This is a genomic window from Deinococcus roseus (assembly GCF_014646895.1).
In the GTDB taxonomy this organism is placed as follows: domain Bacteria; phylum Deinococcota; class Deinococci; order Deinococcales; family Deinococcaceae; genus Deinococcus_C; species Deinococcus_C roseus.
The window spans coordinates 77014-97537 of sequence record NZ_BMOD01000011.1; the positions used below are offsets into that span (position 1 = coordinate 77014).

At 56.4% G+C, this 20524-nt stretch carries 22 protein-coding genes; 12 read left to right on the forward strand and 10 right to left on the reverse strand.

Annotated features, from left to right (window positions below):
- Positions 1-3: 3 nt before the first annotated feature.
- The 5 genes from IEY52_RS14860 to IEY52_RS14880 form a co-directional block, all read right to left on the reverse strand.
- Positions 4-546 carry a hypothetical protein gene (locus IEY52_RS14860; RefSeq protein WP_189003644.1) on the reverse strand — a complete coding sequence of 181 codons (543 nt, stop codon included), beginning with the start codon at positions 544-546 and terminating at the stop codon, positions 4-6.
- A gap of 216 nt (positions 547-762) precedes the next feature.
- Positions 763-1644 (reverse strand): hypothetical protein, encoded by an 882-nt coding sequence (locus tag IEY52_RS14865; protein WP_189003646.1) that lies wholly within the window; start codon positions 1642-1644, stop codon positions 763-765.
- 271 nt (positions 1645-1915) lie between these two features.
- Complete coding sequence (locus tag IEY52_RS14870) at positions 1916-2272, reverse strand: cupin domain-containing protein (protein ID WP_189003648.1); 357 nt, start codon at positions 2270-2272, stop codon at positions 1916-1918.
- A gap of 228 nt (positions 2273-2500) precedes the next feature.
- Positions 2501-2707 carry a hypothetical protein gene (locus tag IEY52_RS14875; protein WP_189003651.1) on the reverse strand — a complete coding sequence of 69 codons (207 nt, stop codon included), beginning with the start codon at positions 2705-2707 and terminating at the stop codon, positions 2501-2503.
- Positions 2708-2787: 80 nt separating this feature from the next.
- Entirely contained in the window at positions 2788-3108 is a 321-nt protein-coding gene (locus tag IEY52_RS14880; protein ID WP_189003653.1) for an ArsR/SmtB family transcription factor, read from the reverse strand.
- Between the two features lie 87 nt (positions 3109-3195).
- On the opposite strand from IEY52_RS14880, the gene solA reads away from it, so the two are divergent.
- Positions 3196-4281 carry an N-methyl-L-tryptophan oxidase gene (solA, locus tag IEY52_RS14885; protein WP_189003655.1) on the forward strand — a complete coding sequence of 362 codons (1086 nt, stop codon included), beginning with the start codon at positions 3196-3198 and terminating at the stop codon, positions 4279-4281.
- 57 nt (positions 4282-4338) lie between these two features.
- Here solA and IEY52_RS14890 read toward each other — a convergent pair whose 3' ends face one another.
- Both IEY52_RS14890 and IEY52_RS14895 read right to left on the reverse strand, forming a co-directional pair.
- On the reverse strand, positions 4339-5517 hold the full coding sequence (locus IEY52_RS14890) for a cytochrome P450 (protein WP_189003657.1): 1179 nt from the start codon (positions 5515-5517) through the stop codon (positions 4339-4341).
- A complete protein-coding gene (locus IEY52_RS14895; RefSeq protein ID WP_189003660.1) occupies positions 5514-5987 on the reverse strand; it encodes a MarR family winged helix-turn-helix transcriptional regulator in 474 nt (157 codons plus the stop codon). The genes IEY52_RS14890 and IEY52_RS14895 overlap by 4 nt, the downstream gene beginning before the upstream one ends.
- Before the next feature lie 102 nt (positions 5988-6089).
- Between IEY52_RS14895 and IEY52_RS14900 the strand changes: the two genes are divergently transcribed.
- The 4 genes from IEY52_RS14900 to IEY52_RS14915 are packed head-to-tail and all read left to right on the forward strand — an operon-like array spanning position 6090 to position 8444.
- Positions 6090-6608, forward strand: coding sequence for a helix-turn-helix domain-containing protein (locus tag IEY52_RS14900; RefSeq protein WP_189003662.1), 519 nt, complete (start codon positions 6090-6092; stop codon positions 6606-6608).
- 41 nt (positions 6609-6649) lie between these two features.
- Positions 6650-7189, forward strand: a complete 540-nt coding sequence (locus IEY52_RS14905) for a transposase (RefSeq protein ID WP_189003665.1) — start codon at positions 6650-6652, stop codon at positions 7187-7189.
- Positions 7190-7248: 59 nt separating this feature from the next.
- On the forward strand, positions 7249-7692 hold the full coding sequence (locus tag IEY52_RS14910; RefSeq protein WP_189003667.1) for an AAA family ATPase: 444 nt from the start codon (positions 7249-7251) through the stop codon (positions 7690-7692).
- Entirely contained in the window at positions 7689-8444 is a 756-nt protein-coding gene (locus IEY52_RS14915; RefSeq protein ID WP_189003669.1) for a tRNA(His) guanylyltransferase Thg1 family protein, read from the forward strand. The genes IEY52_RS14910 and IEY52_RS14915 overlap by 4 nt, the downstream gene beginning before the upstream one ends.
- 15 nt (positions 8445-8459) lie before the next feature.
- On the opposite strand, the gene IEY52_RS14920 is transcribed toward IEY52_RS14915, so the two are convergent.
- On the reverse strand, positions 8460-9458 hold the full coding sequence (locus tag IEY52_RS14920) for an MBL fold metallo-hydrolase (RefSeq protein WP_189003671.1): 999 nt from the start codon (positions 9456-9458) through the stop codon (positions 8460-8462).
- Between the two features lie 168 nt (positions 9459-9626).
- Between IEY52_RS14920 and IEY52_RS14925 the strand changes: the two genes are divergently transcribed.
- Positions 9627-10094: a MarR family winged helix-turn-helix transcriptional regulator gene (locus IEY52_RS14925; RefSeq protein ID WP_189003673.1), complete on the forward strand. Its 468-nt coding sequence runs from the start codon at positions 9627-9629 to the stop codon at positions 10092-10094.
- Between the two features lie 162 nt (positions 10095-10256).
- On the opposite strand, the gene IEY52_RS14930 is transcribed toward IEY52_RS14925, so the two are convergent.
- On the reverse strand, positions 10257-10676 hold the full coding sequence (locus IEY52_RS14930; RefSeq protein WP_189003675.1) for an OsmC family protein: 420 nt from the start codon (positions 10674-10676) through the stop codon (positions 10257-10259).
- Between the two features lie 230 nt (positions 10677-10906).
- On the opposite strand from IEY52_RS14930, the gene IEY52_RS14935 reads away from it, so the two are divergent.
- From IEY52_RS14935 to IEY52_RS14960, 6 genes are all read left to right on the forward strand, one after another.
- Complete coding sequence (locus IEY52_RS14935; protein WP_189003677.1) at positions 10907-11749, forward strand: UbiA family prenyltransferase; 843 nt, start codon at positions 10907-10909, stop codon at positions 11747-11749.
- Positions 11750-11763: 14 nt separating this feature from the next.
- Positions 11764-14262, forward strand: a complete 2499-nt coding sequence (locus IEY52_RS14940) for a PEP/pyruvate-binding domain-containing protein (RefSeq protein WP_189003679.1) — start codon at positions 11764-11766, stop codon at positions 14260-14262.
- Positions 14259-15350 (forward strand): BtaA family protein, encoded by a 1092-nt coding sequence (locus IEY52_RS14945; protein ID WP_189003681.1) that lies wholly within the window; start codon positions 14259-14261, stop codon positions 15348-15350. Before IEY52_RS14940 ends, IEY52_RS14945 begins: the two co-directional genes overlap by 4 nt.
- Positions 15351-15361: 11 nt before the next feature.
- Positions 15362-16639, forward strand: a complete 1278-nt coding sequence (locus IEY52_RS14950) for a diacylglycerol/polyprenol kinase family protein (RefSeq protein WP_189003683.1) — start codon at positions 15362-15364, stop codon at positions 16637-16639.
- The gene (locus IEY52_RS14955; RefSeq protein ID WP_189003685.1) at positions 16636-17544 is read left to right on the forward strand and encodes a GNAT family N-acetyltransferase; all 909 of its coding nucleotides are present in this window, start codon (positions 16636-16638) and stop codon (positions 17542-17544) included. The genes IEY52_RS14950 and IEY52_RS14955 overlap by 4 nt, the downstream gene beginning before the upstream one ends.
- An 82-nt stretch (positions 17545-17626) precedes the next feature.
- Positions 17627-18949 (forward strand): GGDEF domain-containing protein, encoded by a 1323-nt coding sequence (locus IEY52_RS14960; protein WP_189003687.1) that lies wholly within the window; start codon positions 17627-17629, stop codon positions 18947-18949.
- A 203-nt stretch (positions 18950-19152) separates the two neighbouring features.
- Here the strand turns inward: IEY52_RS14960 and mnmE are convergent, their stop codons facing one another.
- Positions 19153-20460: a tRNA uridine-5-carboxymethylaminomethyl(34) synthesis GTPase MnmE gene (mnmE, locus tag IEY52_RS14965; protein ID WP_189003689.1), complete on the reverse strand. Its 1308-nt coding sequence runs from the start codon at positions 20458-20460 to the stop codon at positions 19153-19155.
- Positions 20461-20524 lie beyond the last annotated feature (64 nt).

Sequence of the window (20524 nt, forward strand, 5' to 3'; positions counted from 1 at the left end):
TGTTCAAAAACTTAAGGCTGCTCCTGCAGGGCTGTTTGACGCTGCACCAGAGACCATTCCCATGATGAGGTTCCGACTGAAGGCTTCTGTGGCTTTGCGGTCGGGTTTGCTTTCCAGCATGGGGCGCAGGATCCGCAAAGCAGCCATGACCTCTTCAAAGGTGTACACCTTCTGCCAGAAGAATTCGATGTGGTTTCTCAGGTGGTGCAGCGGAAGCACCTGCACACCCTGCACCACACCCCCATTGATGTCCTGCTTGAACACGATCAGGGGTTTGACTTTCATTTTGAGCACACCTTCCAGGCGCTTTGTGGCCCCCAGGTGCTCCCGGACCAGGTAATCCTGCAGTTTGGCATCAATGTACAGCGAGCCTTCATGCACTTTGACTTTTTCCCGGTCCAGCCTTTCCAGCACGCTGAAGGCCCCAAAGCGGGACACCAGCACGTAATCGATGTGAAAGCGGTCGTTAACCACATCCTCACGGATGTACCACTCGTCGGAAAGTTCATAGATGGAGTCTGAGACGCTGAGGTGTTGTATTTTCATGATGGGGCTCCTCTGGACGCATCCAGCAACTCGGGACGCAGGCTGTGGACCCATCCGTGGGAGCTCAGCCTGAACTTACGGCAACATCATGCCCCCCAATTGTCTGAGCTTTGCAATGCACCATCACAAAAATGTAAAAAACACCTGAAGCTGTAAAATCTGAAGCCATGAAAAAAGCACTGGACATCCAGTGCTTTTGCAGGGACAGCCTTTCGGTCAGTCGCGCTTTTTGCCCCAGCCGTGGTCCTTGCGGGCACGGGGTTTGAAAGCAGATTCGCCTTCTTTGCGCTCAGGACGGGTTTCGCTTCTGGGGCGGAAACCACCTTCAGGACGGTCACCACTGGGACGGTCACCACTGGGACGATCGCTTCTGAAACCACCACGGTCACCACTGGGACGGTCGCTCCTGAAACCACCACGGTCTCCACTGGGGCGGTCGCTTCTGAAACCACCACGGTCTCCACTGGGACGGTCACCACGGTCGCTTCTGAAGCCACCACGGTCACCACCCCTGTCACCGCCACGGTCATCCCGGTTGAAAGTGCGCTCTCCGGTGCGGAAGTCACGTCCTTCGCCTCTGGGACGGTCACCACTGGGACGGTCGCCACGGTCGCCTCTGAAACCACCACGGTCTCCACCACGATCGTCGCGGTTAAAGGAACGCTCGCCACTGGGACGGTCATTTCTGAAACCGCCGCGATCATCGCGGTTAAAGGAACGCTCACCACTTGGGCGGTCACCACGGTCGCTTCTGAAACCACCACGGTCACCACCGCGGTCGCCACGGTCAAAGGAACGCTCGCCACGGTCGCCACCACGGAAACCGCCTCTGTCACCACGGTCAAAGGAACGCTCGCCACGGTCACTGCGCTCGAAGGAACGCTCGGGTTTGCGGTTCTCCACGGCTTTCTTCAGTTCAGCAATTTCGCGGCCCTGGGCTGCGACCTGTTCTTTCAGAGCGGCAAGTTCCGCGAAAATTTCGTCCAGACTCTGGTATTCCCCTTCTTCGAGATCGGCCTCGGTGTCCTCATCCATTTCGCCGGATTCCAGGGCGTCGATGAGTTCATGCAGGCTTTCGGGGTTGTTCTCTTTGGTCATGCTGTGATCCTTCCCACCTGGGTCTCCAGGCGATTGTGTTGCTTACTGTGTTGCTTTGAGCAGGTCTGCTCTGATTTCAGTAAAGACAGGAGAATGCCCTCGGGCACCCTGAATTTTTTTCGCTGGCTTTCTTCGGTTAAAAATGACCCGTCATTTTTGACAGGCCTTTTAAAGCACACCTTTTCAGTGTACTTCATCTCGAGATGGGAAAAGGGCCGAATTGCTGAGAAGCTGCAATTCAGGCCAGAATTCAGGGCTGTCCTGGTTTAAGTCAGCTTTGTTGTTCGGCTTCCAGGGCAGCGAGTTTCTCTTGCAGATCGGTGCGTGCAGGAGAGAAAGCCTCGATCACCACGGTGCTGGTCAGGGCTTTTGCACTGTGGAAAGCATTGGAAGGCACGAAGACCACTTCTCCGGCAGTCAAAACCCGGATTTCACCGTCCAGTTCGTATTCCAGTTCACCCGAAACCACCAGGGTGAGCTGTTCGTGGATGTGGTTGTGTCTGGGGGCAATTTTGCCTGCTTCCAGCTGGATGTGCAGCAGGGTGGTGTTTTCTCCGCTGAAGGGGCGCACATGAAAGCCCTCTGCGGGCTTGAGGTGCACGTTTGCAAAAAGGTTGTCGGTTTTCATCGGGGGTATTTTACTGCGTTTATCAGTGAAATAGGAGCATTCAGAAAAATCCTCCTATTTCAAAGAACATGAACCCAGGAAACAACTTTTATTCTTCTGTCAAATGCTCTAAAACATCAGGCAGAAACTCAAGAAGCTGTTTCCTGGTCTGCATGTTTTTGTGACAGCAAACTTCCAGAGAAGCCTGCTGTCACACCGATCAACGCAGCAACCCAGAACAGCCTGGGCTCAGGAGGCTTTGATGTGCTCCGGGTACACCACCATCACACGGGCCTTGCCTTCCAGCAAATCTGCCAGGGTTCTGAGGGTGTGGGCGGCTTTGAGGCGCATCAGCGAGGGAACCTGGTTGCTGAGGTGGTGTTGCTGCAGGTCTTTCAGGTAAGTCTGGTAGCGGTCCTGCACTTCGAGCTGGCGCATGTCTACGGGGTCTTGCATGGCTGAAATCCTCTCTAAAAGCAATGGGGCAGCTTCCTGAGCTGCAGGCAGTTCAGGCACTGGAAGGTTGGAGGGGTGGGTCAGTCGCAGGTGGGGGCGTTCTGGTGGTGTTCCAGAAACTGGGTGAGGGGTTTGAAGCCTTCTCCGTTGAGGGAGTAGTAAACGGTGTTCCCTTCGCGGGTGGCTTTGACCAGTCCCGCTTCCACCAGCACTTTCATGTGGTGGCTGACCGTGGGCTGGGTGAGGCCCAGGCTCTGGCTGATGCTGATGCCATAAGAGGTGGGGTCCTGCGGGTCCTGGGGTTCGCTGTCTTTCTTGTCGCAGATGGAACGCAAAAGCCCAATGATCTTGAGGCGTGTGGGGTCTGCGAGGGCTTTGAGTTTGAGCAGCACCTCGTCCATGTCTATAGACTATCATCTAATTAGATCTTCGTCTATATAGATGTGCGTCTAATCTGGAAGGGTATACTCGGTCCAGAGGTATACAGAATGACCCAGGTGCTGATCATTGGAGCAGGTTTGAACGGTCTGTCTTGTGCTTACGCCGCCTGGAAACAGGGGCATCAGGTCACGGTCATCGAGCAGTTTTCGCTGGGCCACACGCTGGGCAGCAGCCACGGAGAGTCGCGCATCATCCGTTATTCTTACGGGCACCCAGAATATGTGCGGCTGGCAAAACGGGCCTACCCCCTCTGGCATGAACTGGAAGACCAGCTTGAACTGAAGATCATCCATCCGGTGGGCGGCATTGATCTGGCTCCCAGCGGGCATCCTGTTCTGCAGCAGCACATGAATGCCCTGCAAACAGAAAACATTGATTTTGAACTGCTGTCTGGTCCTGAGGCCAGTGAACGCTTTCCGCAGTTTCACCTGCCTGACAGCGAATCGGTGCTGTTCCAGAAAGACGCTGGCATCCTCAAACCCGATGAGGTGTTGCCCGCTCTGGCCCGTTTCCTGAGAAAACAGGGCGTGAGCATTCAGGAGAACACCCCGGTGCTGTCTGCAGAGCACGGAAAAGTGGTCACCGAACGCTGGACCTACCAGCCAGACCATGTGCTGGTCTGTGCCGGGGCCTGGGTGAACCGCCTCTTGCCTGCCCCCCTCCCCTTGCAGGTCACCGAAGAGCAACTGAGCTATTTTGCAGTGCCTGACCAGAAATTCCATTACCCCAACATGCCTGTTTTCATTGATCTGGTGCGGGGTCCTTATGGCTTTCCACAGTTGGACAGGCCCGGCGTCAAACTGGGTTTGCACCACCATGGCCCAACCGTCACCCCGGAAAACCGCACTTTTGCCCACCAGCCAGACAAAACCCGTTATCTGGCAGACTGGATGGCCCGCTTCATGCCTGAAGTGTCTGCAACGCCGCTGGAAAACATCACCTGCCTGTACACCAACACCCCAGACGAGGATTTCGTGGTGGACCGCATGGGAGACCATCTGACGGTGGTTTCTGCCTGCTCCGGGCACGGGTTCAAGTTTGGCCCGGCCACCGGAGAACTGGCCCTGCAAAGGGCCCTGCAAACCCCAGATGCCTTCTCGGGGTTTTTTCTGGCAGATTTTCAGCAGGAATGAGTGTTGCAGAGGGCTGACCTTTTGCCTGGCAATCCCTCTGCACCCTTTTTCTGTTTTTTACCCGATCTCCAGCTGGAAATTGCGCAGTTCATAGCCCTGAATCAGTTCATTCCAGGTCATCTGGGGGGCCTTGAACTTCACAGGCAATTTCAGGAAACGGGTCAGGAAGATGTCGGTTTCCTGCAAAGCCAGAAAAGCCCCGGGGCAGCGGTGGTGTCCATCTCCGAAACTCATCACCTGGGCCTGCACCCCTCTGGGAAGGTCCCTGTGGGGGCACACCTCTCTGGGCTGCTCTCCCACTGTGCAGGTGTCCTCGTTGGCCCCATACACGTGCAGCACCACCAGATCGCCTTTTTTGAGGGGGAAAATCTGGTTGTCGCTTTGCAGCTCCAGATCGCCCTGCATGCGGCGGAACAGCTGGCCCACCACCGGCTCAAGGCGCAGGATCTCGCCCAGGATGGCCATGCGTTCTTTTTCGGAGGCGACCAGATACCGGTCTTTGAGTCTGGGGTGTTCCAGCAGGTGCCAGGCAGCCACCTGAATGAATTCACGGGTGGTGACCATGCCTGCAGCCCCATAAGTGATGCATTCGGTCAGGACCTCCATGCTGGAATACCCTTTGCCCAGCGTGTGGCTGATCACGTCTTCTTTTGGGGTTTTCATGCGGGCTTTGACGGCAGGCTTCACATCCTGGTTGTAGAAGCGAAAGAGCTTCACCTGGTTTTGCAAAAAGCGCACGATCTGGATCCATTTCGGAGCTTCCCGGCTGGGATCCTGCTGGAAGAAGGCTTCCAAGCGCTCGGACATTTTATCGGGGTCGCTTTCCGTGAGGCCCACCACCTGACCGGCCACCCGCACCGCAATGCGCAAGCTGATTTCCGAGAGGTTGATGGTCTTTTTCTGCACGGCGTCCTTCAAAAAGGCGTCCACGAACTGTTCCATCATGGGGCGGTACTTTTCCACCGTGGTGGGCGAGAAGTATTTTGCCACTTCGGAGCGGTAGGTGCGGTGTTCTTCCCCATCCATGAACAAAACGGGCTGGTTGCTGAGGCCCTTGACCCCGCGCACCGTTTCAGCCAGAAATCCGGCCTGGGTGGTGACATCGCTGCGCAGCACCTGACGGGCCTCGTCAAAACCATACACATGCCAGTTGCCTTTGGTGTCTTTAGACACCCGATGGGTGGGAATGGGCTCACGGTTGGTTTTCTGCACGCCGCCTTTCAAAATCTGGGTCATTTGACATCCTCCTGGGCAAGCTGGGAGAGGGTTTCGATCTGGTTCACAAAAGTGTCCGGGTTTTCAAGCTGGGAGAGCAAAGGAGAGGCTGCATCTTCGGTCATCTGCAAGGCCCTCAGCTGCGCTTCGAGGCCCTGGCGGGTCACCGTGAATTGCATGCGTCGGGCGTCTTTTTCATCCACCTGCCGCTCGATCAGGCCTTTTTTCAGCAGTTTGTCCAGGGTGCGACTGACCTCGTATCTGGGGAGCAGGATGTGCTGGGCCACCTCGCTGGGATAACTGGTGCCCGCAGCCAGGTAAGACAGCACGATCAGTTCCCGCAGATCCATGTTTTCTTCGGTCTGGATGGCAGATTCCACTTTTGCCACCAGGGCCTGTCCCACCAGCCAGTACGCGCACAGAAAGCGAAAACTGGCGGTGCTGCGCTGGGTGAAATCGGGGACTTCCGGGGCCACATCATTTGATTGCATGTTGCAACTGTAGCATGTTGTGAGGATGTGCATGGTGAAACTGGCTTAGTGCAGGATCACAAGTGAGGTTGTGAAGATCCCTGTCATCTGTCACAGTGAACTATGGGCAGCAAAGTCAAGGTCCGGCTCCTCAGCGAGGAAGAAGTCCAGTACATTCAACATCAGCTCAAATCTAAAGATGCGTTCACCGTCCGGCGTAGCCAGATTCTCCTGGCCAGCCATGAGGGCCAGGTGGTCTCCCAGATCGCCCGATCCCTCAGGATTGCCACCCAGACCGTGCGCAATACCTTCCGTGCCTTTGAAGCTGATGGTTTAGCGAGCCTGCACGAAAAATCTCATCGGCCCCATAGCATGCTGCCTCACATCGACGAATCCGCCTTACAACGCCTCCATGCTCTACTGCAACAAAAACCCCGAGATTTTGGAATGCAAAACGAACACTGGACGCTGGAAAAGCTAGCTCAGGTCAGCTTCGAGCAAGGCATCACCAGTGAGAAGATGAGCTACGAAAGCATGCGTCGGGCTTTAAAACGGTTGGACGTGAACTGGAAACGGGCCACCTCCTGGATCACGTCACAAGATCCCAACTACACGGTCAAAAAAACCAACGGGCACGACTGATCCATCTGGCCCTCCAGCACTCCGATTGGGTGCTCGGTTTTATGGATGAGGTGTGGTGGAGTCGCTTTGCTCAGCCGAAAAGAGCCCTGTGGACGGGTCAGAACCGCTCCAAAGTGGAGGCCCCTCAGTGGCAAGCCGGAGATGAAGATCCCAAAGCGCTGGCATGCTACGGCTTGCTGAGGGCCGACACCGAAGAAATGATGCTGCGTTTTGTGCAGGGTCGACCCATCAGCGCTGTGACCTGTGACTTTCTACAGTGGCTCACTCAGGAACTGGGTAAGCAGGGCAAAAAGGCGTTGCTGCTGGTCTGGGACAACGCCAGTTGGCACATCAGCAAGCAGGTCACCTCCTGGATCAAGCAGCACAACCGAAAGGCCAAAGCAACAGGTGGGGTGCGGATCTTGAGTTGTTTATTGCCGAAGAGAAGCCCGTGGCTGAATCCCATTGAACCGAAATGGCTGCATGGGAAACGGGCGGTGATGCCCGCTCAGGGCTTGCTTTCGGCGGAGGAGCTGGAGTCTCGGGTCTGCGCTTACTATGGTTGCCCGAAATTAAAGCCCCTTGCACAACCTCTTTCGTGATCCTGCATTAGGTCAAACGGAAGATGCCCTTTTGTTCCAGAAGCCCTAGAGTGCTCTGCATGGACATTGTGTTGCTGATGGGACTTCAGGCTTCGGGAAAAACCTCTTTCTACAGACAGGTTTTCAAGGAAACCCATGTGCACATCAGCAAAGACCTCTGGAAGAACAACAAACCCTACAAACAGCAGAAACTGCTGCTGGAAAGCCTGAATGCAGGCCGCAGCGTGGTGATCGACAACACCAGTCCCACCCGTGAAGAGCGTGCAGCCCTGATTCAGACGGCAAAAACCCGTGAAGCAAAAGTGATCGGGTATTATTTCCAGTCCAGGCTGCAAGATTGCCTGGAGCGCAACCAGAACCGGGACCGACAGGTGCCTGCACTGGGCCTGTATGCCACCTTCAAGAAGCTGCAGTTGCCGTCTCTGGAAGAAGGCTTTGAGGCACTGTTTTACGTGGAACTTGCCGAAGGCACTTTTGTGGTGTCTCCCTGGGAGGAACCATGAAAAAACCCAACAAACAGGATCTGGATGTTCGGATGCGCCAGAGGGAGGTCTACCACAACCTGACCCTGGTTCCGGGCATGTGGGCGGTGGTGCGTCTGGATGGGCGCTCCTTCTCCAGGTTCACCCAGCAGTTTTACCAGAAGCCCTTCGACAACAGGTTTAAGGACGCCATGGTCCAAACAGCCACAGCCCTGATGAAAGACCTGCATGGCCTTTATGGCTGGACCTCCAGCGACGAAATTTCCATTTTGCTGCCTCCAGGCTGGGCTGGCTTTGGGCGCTCGCTGGAAAAAACCCTTTCCTTGTCTGCCAGTCTTGCAGGCAGCACCTTCAGTTTGCAGGTGGGTCAGGCGGTGCAGTTTGACAGCCGCATCTGGCTGGGTGCCACGCTTGCAGATGTGCTGGATTACTTTCAGTGGCGGCAGGAGGACAGTGCCCGCTGTGCTTTGCAGGGCTGGGCCTACTGGACCCTCAGACAGCAGGGAAAAACCGCCCAGGAGGTCACCCAGCTGCTGGAGGGCACGGACGCCGCTTTCAAGAACGAATTGCTGTTCCAGCAGGGCATCAACTTCAACGAAACCCCCCTCTGGCAACGCAGAGGAATCGGGATTTACACCGCTCAGGTCAGCAAGACGGGCTTCAATCCCATTTTGCAGCAGGAGGTCATGGTGCAGAGAAATGTGCTGGTCCAGAAAGACGATTTGCCCATGAAAGAAGCGTATCGGGATTTTCTGGGTGACCTCCTGCAATGATCCTCACTTCTGCCCTCACATTCCCCAGTGGTCTGCAAAGTGGCTGTTGGGAAAAATGCTGCGGGCAATTTGCAGCATCTCCTGCCAGGTCTCCCTGCGGTACCGCTGGGACACGTGAAACAGAAACAGGTTTCCCACTCCTGCATCGCGGGCCACTGCAGCCACCAGATCCGGGGTGGTGTGGTGGTTTTTGACAGCCAGTTCCAGGTCCTGAGGATGAAACTGGCTCTCACAGACCAGGGTTTCCACCCCCTGCAGAAAGGGCAGAAGGTGTTTTCTGGCCGCATCATCAATCAAAAGGTCCGTGATGTAGGCCAGAGACCCCTGCTGTTTCTGAATGAGGAGGGCCTTTCGCAGATCCTGGGTGGAGTGTGCCTGTCCAGCCACCTCCAAAGTCTCCTGCTGGTACTGGGGGTCTTTCAGGTGCTGCATCCAGGGGCCAGGTTTGAGGCCCAGTGCGGCAAGTTTTGTCATGTCGATGTTGGTTCTGGGTTTCTCCTGCACCCGGTATCCCAGTGAAACCCCATGGTGCGACAGGGGCAGGGCCTGCACACTGAATGCCTCGTGTTCCAGAATCACGCTGGAGTGTGGCCGGACAGGCTGAGGGTAAGCCACTGAAAAAGCTTCATGGGCCAGAAAATGGGTGGTCTGGATGTGGTCTGCATGCACTTCATGCACCTGCCAGAGGGCGTCCAGGTCTGCTGCATGGTTCCACCAGAAGCCCTGAAAGCGGTGCTGCAGGATCTTTGCAGCCCCAGGCGGTCCCCAGATGTGGTTTTCTTTGCTGGTCCGGTTGAAATTCGCCCGGAAATACGCATCAAATCCCGAAACATGGTCCATGTGAAAATGTGAAAAGAACAGGTGGTCGATGGCCTGCACCTCGGAGTAAGGGAGGGAAGTCAAAACCCCCTCGCCACAATCGAAAAGCAGGCGGTGAATGCTCTGGCTGGTGTTGATGGTCGCCAGCACCGCATTGTCCTGGGAGGGTTCCCCCAGAATCGAAAAATGAATCATAAAAACCTCCAGAAACACCACAAAAACACCTGCGGTGTTCAAATCTGTGTTCTCAGTTTAGGGGCAGCCCCCTGCAGATGCACCTGCAGGCTGGCCTAAGCCCAAAACAGCATCACAAAAGATAAACTTCATTTAATTGCCCTCAATTGAATTGCGCTACAATAAGGCATGACCGACCTGCTGCCCACTGCTCCTGAACCCGAGGTGGGTCTGGAAGATTTGCTGTGCTTCGATGTGTACGCCACTTCCAGATTGATCATCCGGGCCTACCAGCCTTTGCTGGAACACCTGAACCTGACCTACCCGCAGTATCTGGTGATGGTGCTGTTGTGGGAAGGCCAGCCCCACACCGTCAAAACTCTGGGCCTGAGGCTGGAACTGGATTCTGGAACGCTTTCTCCGCTGCTCAAACGCCTGGAACAGATGGGGCTGATCACCCGCACCCGCCTGAAACACGATGAACGCGAAGTGGGCATTGCCCTGACCGAACTGGGCCTGCACAAGAAAACCGAGGCCCAGCACATCCCCGAACAGATGGCCTGCATGATGTGCCTGACCCCTGCCCAGATGGTGGCCTTGCAGCAGCAACTCCGCGATTTGCGCGCAGCCCTCAAAGCCAATGGCCTGAAAGACTGACCTTTAGGGCATTGAACAGAAGATCCAGAGGTTCACTCTCTGAAGAGGTTTTTAAAATGGGAGGATTACAGAAAATCCTCTCATTTCACAGATCAACGCAGCAGACCAACAAAAAACCTCCAGATCTCTCTGGAGGTTCTGTTTTTACAGGGATTGCAGGAATTACAGGACTTTGATGTCCAGGGTCATTTCGGGGACAGCAGCCAGCAGTTTGGAGATGGGGCACTTCTCCTTGGCTTCCTGTGCGGTGGCGCGCAGGTCTTCTTCGCTGATGCCGCTGACCTGGGCTTCCAGGAACAGTTCAATTTTGGTGACGGTGGGACCTGCACCCAGGTGCACTTTGGCGGTGGTGTGCAATCTCTCAGGGTCCAGGCCTTTTTCGCTGAGCAGGGCACTGAGGAACATGGTGTAACAGCCAGAGTGGGCAGCGGCAATCAGTTCTTCGGGGTTGGTGCCCTTGCCATTTTCAAAGCGACCAGCGAAGGTGTATCCGCCTTCGTACACGCCGCTTTCCAGTTTGAGGTGGCCTTTTCCTGCTTTGAGGGTTCCGTTCCAGGTGGCTTCTGCGCTTTTCACGGTCATGGTGTGCTCCTTTTGCAGTTTCAATGCGTTGGGGTGTCCTGCTCTTGTTGCTTCTATATTAATTGCACACAATTGAATTGCTGTCAATAGGTCTCACTCTGGGACTGGCCCACCTTCCAGCATCCCCCCTTTCCCAGACCCACAAAAGGGGCCTGCCAACACTTCAAGGCAAAAAGAGTTCCTGTGACCTGAAAAAGCCTCCTCAGAAAACTTTTTGCTACTGTTAGACCATGCAACGCTGGATCACGTACCAGAAAGAGCGTTTTCCGCTGCTGGCCCACTTCCCACTGGTCCTGTTGACCAGCTGGTGTGTGCTGTCCTTTGCCAGTTCTGCTGCGGTGCGCCTGACCGGAATGCTGGCCGTGACCTGCCTGATTCTGGGGCTGTTCTTTCAGCTCAGGGTCTTCGATGAATACAAGGATTTTGAAGAGGACAAGGCCCACCGTCCTTACCGTCCGGTCCCCAGAGGACTGATCACCCTGCGGGAGTTGCGCAATGCAGCCCTCTTCATTGCAGGTTTTCAGTTCACGACCACCTATGTGTGGAACTACCCCTCTTTGACCCTGCTGCTGGTCTGCTGGATTTACATGATCCTGATGGGCAAGGAGTTCTTCAACCCCGAATGGCTGAAAAAGCAGCCCCTGCTGTACATGCTTTCCCACCTGCCCATCGTGGGCCTGATCCAGCTTTATGCTGCAAGTTTTGTGTGGGATCTGAATTTTCCACAGAAAGCCTGGGTGCTTTTTGTGGTCAGTCTTTCAGGAGGGGCACTGCTGGAATTCGGACGCAAAATCCGGCCTGCAGAAAAAGAAGAACCCGGTGTGCAAACCTACAGCGCCATCTGGGGCATCGAAAAAGCCCTGCTGACCTGGTTTCTGGCAGGCAGCGTGGGGGTGTTTGCGCTGGGCTACTTTCATGGGGGCTGGCTGGTGCTCTCCATTTTTTACCTGTTGATGTTTCCTTTCGCGGTGGTGGCGGCTGTGCGCAAAACAGCTGCCCTCCTCAAACACGTTGAACTGCTCAGTGCCCTGTGGATCGTGCTGATGTACCTGGCCCTGGCCCGGTTCCCCTGAAACCGAGGTTTTCGATGCAAACTTCACTGATCTTCACCCCCTCTGAAGCCCTGACCCAGCCCGTGGGAGGCAAAGCACAGGCGCTGGCCCGTCTGGGCGAAAAGTTTCCCATTCCCTCCTGGTTTGTGGTTTCTGCACAGGCTTTTGCCTTGCTCACAGCAGAGCAGCAGGCACAGGTGGCACATGGCAATACCGCAGGCTTGCCCCTCCCCGAAACCCTGCAAACCCAGCTTTCACAACACCTGTCCCGGCTGGGAGGTCAACTCTGGGCCGTGCGTTCCAGTGCCCTGGACGAGGACGGCTCCCAGACTTCTTTTGCAGGACAGTTTGATTCTTTTCTGAACATCCCCACAGAACAGGTGGCAGAACACCTCCTGAAGGTCTGGCATTCGGGTTTTGCTTCCAGAACCGCTGCTTACCGCAAAGAAAAAGGGCTGCACTCTGGGGTGCAGGTGCCTGCCGTATTGGTGCAGCGCATGGTGCAGGCAGACAGTGCAGGGGTGTGCTTCAGTGCCGATCCGGTGAATTCAGACCGCACCCGCTGTGTGGTGTCTGCGGTTCAGGGTCTGGGAGACCGTCTGGTTTCTGGCGAGGAGGACGGGGAAACCTACACCCTGCTGGAAAGTGGCGAGATTGAAAAACCTGCCTCTCCCCTTCTGACAGACCCCCAGGTGAAACAGATTTGTTCTCTGGCCAGACAGAGCGAAAAATTCTTTGGGGTGCCCCAGGACATCGAATGGGCCATTGAAAAAGGCAAACTGTTCCTGCTGCAATCCCGGCCCATCACCACCCTGGAAAGCGTGACCTGGTGGGACAACAGCAACATCATCGAGAGTTACAGCGGGATCACCACGCCCCTGACCTTCTCTTTCGCTTCGCGGGCCTACCGCACGGTGTACCGCCATTTTGTGCGCCTGCTGGGGGTGTCTGACCGCACCATCCAGCAAAACGGTCATGTCTTCGATGTGATGATCGGGCTGGTGCAGGGCCGCATTTACTACAACCTCTCGAACTGGTACCGGGTGCTGGGGATGCTGCCTGGATTCAGCATCAACCGCAAATTCATGGAGCAGATGATGGGGGTCAGCGACGGCATGCCCACAGAGCTGAAAGTGCAGTCTTCCAGCGGAGCCCTGCAGGACACCCTTGACCTGCTAAGAACGGTGGGGGGTCTGATGTGGACTTTGCAGCAGCTTCCGGGAGCCAGAGCCCGTTTTTACACACGTCTGAAGAAACACCTGGGGGTGAGAAAACACCTGCCCGCCATGGGTTACAGCCAGCTTGCAGACCACTACCGCACCCTGGAAGCCGAACTGCTGAACCGCTGGGACGCTCCCCTCAGCAATGACTTCTTTGCCATGATTTTTTATGGGGTGCTCAGGCAACTGTGCAGCAAATGGCTGTCAGACACCGGTTCTTTGCAAAACGATCTGGTCTCTGCAGAAGGCCAGATGATCTCTGCCGTTCCAGCAAAGAAGCTGGAAGAAATGGCAGGGCTGCTGCGGAACCAGCCAGACCTTTTAAACACCTTCCAGAACGGCTCAAGAACAGAAATTTTGCAGGCTTTGCAGGCCCACAGCGACTTGCAAAAACGCTTCCAGATCTACCTTCAGGATTTTGGAGAACGCTGCCTGGACGAACTGAAACTGGAAAGCCTCACCCTGCAGGACGAACCTGAAATGCTGGCCCGCATGGTGGCCAGGCTGTCCCTGATTCCTCCAGTCAGCCACGATGCCCAGTCCAGACGGGAAAAAGCCGAGGAGATTGCACGGCAGAAACTCTCGGGCTGGAAGGAAAAAGTGTTCTTCTGGGTGCTGCAGCATGCCCGTGAATGCGTGCGCGAACGGGAAAACATGCGTTTTGAACGCACCCGCGTCTTTGGCGAGGCCCGCAAGATTTTCAGGAGCATGGGGGCCAATCTGGTCAAAATGCAGCTGCTGGACGACCCCGAAGATGTCTTTTACCTGACCGTGGATGAGCTGCTTGGTTACGCCGAGGGAACCGCCACCTCCCTGAATTTAAAAGGACTGGCCCAGATGCGCAAAGAGGAATTTCAGGGTTATCAGACCCTGCCCGGCCTTCCCAGACGCTTCCGGGCAGCAGGCAGTGTGTACAGGCAGAGCCTTCAAACCAGCACCTCCCTCACCCTGTCCGAAACCGAAAGGCAGGGCATCCCTTGCTCTCCCGGGGTGGTGCGTGGAACTGTAAGGGTGGTCAAAGATCCCCGCACCGTGCAGCTCTCAGAACCCACCATTCTGGTGGCAGAGCGCACCGATCCCGGCTGGATCATCATTTTGCCCCTGGCCCGTGCGCTGCTGGTGGAACGGGGAAGCCTGCTGTCCCACTCTGCCATTGTGTCCCGAGAACTGGGGATTCCGGGCATTGTGGCCATTCCCGAAGTCACCCACTGGCTGCAAGACGGCGATGAAGTCGAACTGGACGGTTCCACAGGCGTGGTGCGCCTGATCCGCGCAGCAAACCAGCCCTCCCCCCTGCTGGAGAAGCAACCATGAGCAGCCACATCGAAGAAAAAGCCAAATTTGATTTCATCCGGTACGCCCAGGTCTGGGAGGATGCCGATGTGCTGCTGGAAGCCCTGCGTCCCCTTTCTGGCGGCCGTTTTGTCTCGGTGTGCTCTGCAGGAGACAATGCCCTTTCCCTGCTGACTTTAAACCCCCAGGAGGTGGTGGCCCTGGACCTCAGCGAGGTGCAGACCTTCTGCCTGGATTTCCGCATTGCAGCCTTGAAGACCCTGCCTTATGAGCAGGTGCTGGAAATCATCGGATCTGTTCCCTCACAAAGGCGCATTGGTCTTTACACCCGTCTGAGAAAAGCCCTGGCCCCCAGGTCCCGGCAGTTCTGGGATTTGCAGGAACACATCCTGAGGAATGGTGTGGGATCAGGAGGCAAGTTTGAACGCTACTTTGCACTGTTCAGAAGTTACATCCTGCCTTTTCTGCTCTCTGGTTACGACATCCGGCAACTGCTGACCCCCAAAAACCACTCTGGCAGAGAAGTTTTTTACGAGACCCGTTTCATGAACTGGCGCTTCAAGGCCCTGATGCGCTTCTTCTTCTCCAGAACCATGATGGGCAGGCTGGGCCGCGATCCTGAATTTTTCGCTTTTGCAGAAGGAAGCCTCAGCGACAACGTGATGAAACGCACCCGCCACGCCCTGGTCGAACTGGACCCCTCCGAAAACCCCTACCTCTCCTGGATTTTGAGGGGCAAACACGACAAAATCCTGCCATTCTGGCTCAGACCGGAAAACTTTGAAGCCATCCGGGACAACCTGGACCGCTTGCGCTACGAGGTGTGCAGCCTGGAAACCTTCGTGCAGAAAGAAGCAGGGCTGTGGGACGGTTTCAACCTCAGCGATGTCTTTGAATACATGCCCGAAGCCACCAGCGACAGACTGCTCTCCGATCTGGCCCAGCACACCCGTCCCGGAGGCCGCCTGGTCTACTGGAACATGATGGTGCCCAGAGACGGCAAAAACCTCCCTGAGCTCCTCAGGCCCCTCCCTGAACTTTCTGAACAACTTCATGCCCAGGACAGGGCTTTCTTTTATTCCAGGCTGGTGGTGGAAGAGCGTGTGTGAACGCCCCACCCATGCTTAACGTCCCCCTGGTCCTGCTGATGCTGGTCGGGTGCATGCTGGGCCTGAAGGGGTGGCAGAACCGCTTCAAACCCCACCCGGAACTGGCCCGCAAACTCATGCACATTGCCACGGGTCTGGTGGCCCTGACGTTTCCAGCTTTGCTGCACGATCCAAAAGCCGTGTGGCTGGCCTGCGGTCTGGCCATTGTGATGCTCTTGCTGCAGAAATACTTCAAACCCCTCAAAGCCCTGGGAAGCGTGCTGAACAGTGTGCAGCGGGTCTCTCTGGGCGATGTGTACTTTCTGATCAGCATTGCCCTGATTTACCAGCTTGCCCCTGAGCCTGTGTATTTCACCATTCCAGTGCTGGTGCTGACCCTGGCGGATGCCCTGGCTGCATTGATCGGGGTGCGCTACGGGCAGACCAAGTATTTTGTCGAGCAGGACCAGAAAAGCCTGGAAGGAAGTGCTGCGTTTTTTCTGGTGGCGTTCCTGTCCACACACATTCCCCTCTTGCTTTCAGATGCCACCGGACGGCTGGAATCCCTGCTGATTGCCATTCTGGTCGGTCTGGTGGTGATGATCATTGAGGCCATCTCCTGGGAGGGCCTGGACAACCTGTTCATTCCTTATGGCACCCTGGTGGTTTTGAGGGGACATGTGGGGGATTCTCCGCTGACCATGCTTTATGACCTGCTGGGCTTCATTGGGATTGCCCTGATCACCATCAGCCTGCGCCGAAAAACCCGTCTGGACCACGGAGGACTGATGGCCGCCATCCTGATGGGCTTCGTCGTGTACAGCATTGCAGGCATCAAATGGGTGGTGGCTCCACTCATTTTGCTGGTCTGTTACATCGTGCTCAGAAAACCTCTGGGCATGCACAGCAGTTCCGTGAAGCATGTGGCGGTGGTGTGCATTCCGCCCACCATCTGGATGCTGATCAGCATTTACGGGACCTCTCCCGACCTGGTCTCTGCAGCAGGAACGGTCCCTTCCCAGCCGCTTTTTTACGTGTACTCGCTGTCCATTGCCACCCAGGCCGCCGCCATGAGCGGGCGCAGCCTGCCCGAACTGAGGCAGGTCTGGTTTTCTTTGCCCATCCTGATCGTGCTGTTCTTCACCCCTTACGCTGTGCTGGGCGGGGAGTTTAATGTGCTTCGCCTGCTGGTGTTCGCATTTGCCTGCACCATTCCCGCCCTGGTCTCCTACCGCCTGAGAAAGCGCAGTCTGGAGTACCACAGCGCATTTGCAGCGTTCTCCTCTTTGCTAGGACTGGTGATCCCGTGACCCTGATTGTGAACCCCGACCTCCCTGAACATTCCTCCCTCCCTGCCCGTTCTGCTGCACCTCCGCCTGCTGTGGTTTTTGGATTTGCAGAGGAAGGCCTGATCACTGCAAGGGCTGCACTCTGGGATTCTGGAGCCATCGGGCATTTTGATGCCCTGAACGAGGAGGGCGCTCTGGCCGTCCTGAGCGCTGCCCTGCAGGAGGCCAGACAGAAAGGCCTCAGACAGGTGGTCGGTCCCATGAACGGCAACACCTGGTTCAAATACCGTCTGGTCTCGGAGTTTGGGACGGTCAGACCGTTTTTTGGGGAACCCTGGCAACCTGCTGCTTACGTGGAACACTTCCAGAAAGCAGGTTTTCAGGCAGGCTGGGAATACCAGTCCAGTGCAGCCTCCCCGGAAGTGCAGGATCCGCGTTTTGCAGATCTGGAAACCAAATTCAAGGCCCTGGGTGTGACCGTTCGGGGTGTGGTTCCAGAGAAACTGCAGCAGGACATCTCAGACATTCATGAACTCAGCAATCTGGCCTTTCAGGACAATCCCTTCTTTTCAGAACTGGACGAGGCCACTTTCCGCAGCCTGTACCTGCCCGTTTTCCAGCAGCTTCCCACCGATTTCATGTTCCTGGCCGAACACCAGGGCCGTCTGGCAGGCTTCTTTCTGGCCTACCCTGACCCTATGAACCCCGGACAGGTGATTGCCAAAACCATTGCAGTCAGACCTGAGCGGCAGTATGCAGGACTGGGGCGTTACCTGACGGGTCTGCTGAATCAGAAAGCCCTGCAGGCGGGCATCCACACCATTGTTCATGCCCTGATGTTTGACAGCAACACCTCCCGGAACCTCAGCCAGATTTACGGCAGTCAGGTGATCCGCAGGTACACCCTGTACAGGACAGACCTGTAGGGCAAAGTGACAGGGCAGAATTCTGAAAGAGCATTTTGGCTACAATCAAAACATCCTGGCCTGATTCACAAGGAGAAGCCAAATGCAGCATCACAGGTATGACGCCACCGAACAGCACCGTCTGGACAGACTGCACTCCTATTCGATCCTGGACACCCCCAGGGAAGCCGAATTCGACCAGTTGATCGACGATCTGGCCTTCATGGTCGGGGCAGATGGAGCCTACCTCAGCTTCATGGACGAGAAAAGGCAGTGGTTCAAGGCCACCAGCAACCTGAATGCCTCAGAGCTTCCCAGAGAACAGGCCCTCTGCAACACCACCCTGCTGACCCACACCCCCCTGATGGTTTTTGACCTCGGCCAGGATGAGCGTTTGCGCCGCCATCCCCTGGTGCAGCAGGCAAACATTCAGGCCTTTCTGGCCCTGCCCCTGAGCACCCAGGATGGGCAACCCATTGGAACCCTCTGCGTGTTCAAACAGGACATGCACATCTGGACCGTGAGGGACACCGAAATCATGATGCGCTTTGCAGGCCGCATTTTGCAGATGCTGGAAAAACGCCTGCTGCCCGCCCAGCGTTCCACCCTGGCAGAAGAAATCGAAGCCATCATGCAGTACGGCAGCGACGGCCTGATCTTGCTGGACACCACCGAGCACGTCATGGAATGCAATGCGCTGGCCACCACCATCACCGGCATCCAGTGGGAGAAAGGTGAGGTGTTCAGCACCACCCCTTTCCTGCACGACGAATCCATCCCTGAAATCCACAAGGGCAACGTGTTCATGCGCTGGGACGGCCAGGTGTGGTTCAAAGTCACTGCTGCCCCCCTCCCCAGCCAGGACTGGATTCTCTTGATCATTGAGGATGTCACGCACCACCTGCAACACCAGTTCGGTCTGGAAGCAAAGGTGTATCAGGAGCAGACCCGTGAAGAAGGGGAACGCAACGCCCTTTACGACTACCTGCAGGGCCGCATCAAAGACCAGAATTGCTCGGTGGTCTACCTGGACCTGGACGATTTCCGCAGCGTCAATGAGCAGCACGGTTTCCAGATTGGGGACCATTTGCTGCGCCAGGTGGCCATCCGCCTCAGGCAATCCTTGCGCGGCCAGGACCGGGTGTACCGCCTCTCCCGCGATGAATTCATTCTGGTGCTGGCTGGACAGCTCACCCCGGACATCCTGACCATGATCGCAGGCCGGGTGCAGAACAACCTGCAAAAACCCCTGAACCTGGACCACCACACCTTAAAAGTGACCGCCAGCATGGGCCTCACCTCCACAGATGCCTCAGAGAGTGTTGACACTGTGCTGCAACGCGCCGAAACCCTGATGCAAGCGGCCAAACAGCAGGGACCGGGAGGGTTCAGCATTGGAGAGAGGGCTGCGCCCGCAGAAGGCTAAAGGCAGAAGGCAGCGACCCAGTGCCGACAAAGCCGCCTTTGAGGCACGTAGTCAGGGTCAAGAAGAAGGCTTTTCAGGCTAGCTGATGCATCGGCTTTCTGCTGATTGTCAGGATAAAAGCGTTTGAGCCCTCAAGGAACGGCTAAAGCATGTTCCTCAGAAGGGTGTCGCATGCTTGATCTTTTGGCCTTCTGCCTTCTGCTTCACTTCCCCACACAGAAATTCCTGAAAATCTGCTCGATCACCTCTTCAGAAACATTCTTGCCGCTCAGTTCGGCCAGGTGGTTGAGGGCCAGTTCGATTTCGTAGCTGGCCAGTTCATCCGGGAGGGTCAGGGCACCCTGCACATGTTCCAGGGCTGCAGTGACGGCCTGGACCTGCCGTTCGCTGGAAAGCCAGACTTCGTGGCGGGCCTGGTCGCCCAGCAGTTTTTCCCGCAGGCGGTCGCGCAATTCTGGGAGTCCTGCTCCAGTGATGGCTGAAACAGATTGGTAGCGGTCATCGTGCCAGACCTGTCCCAGATCGGTTTTGGTTTGCAGGCGAATCAGGCGGTCTTCTGGGACGTTCACATCCAGGGGTTCTCTGGGGGCTGAGGCGTCTTCCAGAAGCATCACCAGATCGGCGTTTTCTCCGAGTTGCAGGGCACGTTCCACCCCTGCAGCCTCGATGACATCTGCCGTTTCCCGCACCCCTGCAGTGTCAATCAATGTGATGGGCACCCCCACCAGTTCCATGTGGGCTTCCAGGTAATCGCGGGTGGTTCCGGCAATGGGGGTGACAATGCTGCGCTCGTAACCCAGCAGGGCGTTCAGCAGGCTGCTTTTTCCGGCGTTGGGCCGTCCCAGCAAAGCCAGCCTTGCTCCCTGCTGTGCCAGTTTTCCTGCTCTGGCGGTGTCCAGCAGGTGGTTCAGTTCGTTTTGCACTGCCAGCAGGGGAACAATGCGGTCTTCCTCGGGAACGCCTTCTTCGGGGTAGTCCAGCATGGCCTGGATGGCCCCCATGGTGCGGGCCAGTTTGAAGACCATGCCGTCCAGGCGTTTGCTGAGGGCACCCTGCAAACCCAGGGTGGCCTGCCTGCGGGCCGTGTCGGTCTGGGCGTGGATCAGGCTGTTGACGGCCTCGGCCTGATTCAGGTCCATGCGGCCTTCCAGAAAAGCCCTGAGGGTGAATTCTCCGGGTTTTGCCAGCCTTGCCCCCAGTTCCACACAGCGGGTCAAGAGCGCTCCCAGCGCACTCACCGAACCGTGGGTCTGCAGTTCCGCCACATCTTCTCCAGTGTAGGAGTGAGGACCTTTGAACACCAGCACGATGCCCTCGTCGATGGTTTCGCCTTCCCGATCCAGAAAACGGCCATACAGGAAGCGGCCCCCCCGGGTTCTGGAAGGGGTGCGCTTTCCGGAGAACAACTGGTCTGCAATGGACAGGGCTTGCGGGCCGGAAAGCCTGACGATGCCAATGGCCCCCTCACCCTGGGCAGTGGAAATGGCAACGATGGTGTCCGCTCGAATCATGCCTAGCAGTATAGCGCAGTCGTATTTTCTGCTGGATGGAAAACCAGAAAGCAGAAACCTTCCA